Source organism: Arhodomonas sp. KWT, assembly GCF_010993615.1.
In genome coordinates this window covers 1-1,324 of record NZ_WNXE01000460.1, presented here as the reverse complement: position 1 = coordinate 1,324, position 1,324 = coordinate 1, and the positions used below count along the sequence as shown (strand labels likewise).

At 62.6% G+C, this 1,324-nt stretch carries 2 protein-coding genes; both read right to left on the bottom strand.

The genetic code is table 11. The features are described from left to right. Positions 1-212 precede the first annotated feature (212 nt). Positions 213-1,079 (bottom strand): tetratricopeptide repeat protein, encoded by an 867-nt coding sequence (locus G7A99_RS19910; RefSeq protein WP_240466349.1) that lies wholly within the window; start codon positions 1,077-1,079, stop codon positions 213-215. Then, positions 1,079-1,324: hypothetical protein (locus tag G7A99_RS19905; protein ID WP_163143519.1), on the bottom strand; the 246-nt coding region annotated here is incomplete at its 5' end. The genes G7A99_RS19910 and G7A99_RS19905, both read right to left, overlap by 1 nt.

Sequence of the window (1,324 nt, the reverse complement as noted above, 5' to 3'; positions counted from 1 at the left end):
CGGCTGATGGCGGTGATCACCCTCGCCTCACTGCCACTGCTGCTACTGTTCCGACGGCCGAAGCCCCACCGGGACGCGGAGGCAGCACCGGAAGAGGCGCCGATCGAGGCGTGATGGCAGGGCGCTGAAACGCCGCGTTGCTCACCGTGCATACAGCAGATGCACTACCCCGGCTGGCGGTACCGGCTCACCATTGATTACCGCATCTCGATTCACCGGTAACTGCCGTCGGGCTGGCGTTTCAGTCCGTAGTAGCTGGGGCGTACGCTGTTGTGCTCCTCCTGCCAGCGGCGGGAGCGGGCGATGGCCTCCTGGACCTGCTCGTCGGTCATCTTCTCGGCCAGCGCCTCTTTCTTCTCGATGTCGCCGGTACCGCCGAGGTCGTACATCATGTACGCCTTCACCAGGTCCTTTTCGGTGCCAATGCCTTTCGCGTAGTAGTCACCAAGACGGCCCTGTGCTGTTAGGTCATCCATTTCCGCTGCTTTTTTTAATAATTGAAACGCTTTTTTTTCGTTTTTATCGACTATGTCACCTCGCAAGTACCGGCCAGCTAGTTCCCACATGCCATCGGTCGCACCGCTCTGGGCATACTTCCTGAGCCAGTACAGGTATTTCTCGTCATTCGGTTCAATGTCGTTCCTTTCATCACCGTCCCGATATGCGTAACGTAGTTCACGTTGCGCCTTGGGAAAGCCCTGCTCGCCGGCCTCGGCGGTGAGCTCGAGCCATTTCTCCGGGCTCTTCTCCACGGTGTAGCCGGCGGCGTACATGCCCCCCAGGGCATAGAGACCTTCGGCGAGATCCTGGGCGGCGGCCTTCTTGATCCACTTGGCCGCCTTGGGGAAATCGATGGGTACGTCCTGGCGATCGAGTCCGATCGTGTATGCCACCCCGACGAGGACCTGTGCTCTGGCATCACCGTTGCGGGCGGCCTCGAGGTTGGCCGGGAAGTCCTGGCGGTAGAGGGCGTGCATGAACCCCCCGGGCTCGGGGAAGGCGACCTCGGCCCGGGCGTTCAGGGCTATGGCGAGTACCAGGGCCACGAGGCAGAACACGCGTAAGGGGGATGTCATCATTAACTCCTCGTGAGGCGAAGCGGGAACCTGTCGTTGGCGACGGGCCAGGCGCGGCGGAGACTGAAGTACTGCACGTCGGCGACGATGCGCGTGGCCCCGGCACTGACCTCGACCGTGCCGCCGATGCTCGTCTGCCCGTCCCGGGTCTCGATCTCCAGCGGTACCTTGGTCTTTTCGGCTAACGGGGTGCCCTGAGTCGCCGCGTCGAACCGGTTCCTGGAGGTCCGGGCGTCCGTGTCGCCATG

Coding starts and splice junctions, on each gene's coding strand:
- G7A99_RS19910 (WP_240466349.1), bottom strand. CDS start 1,079: ATGATGACATCCCCCTTACGCGTGTTCTGCCTCGTGGCCCTGGTACTC.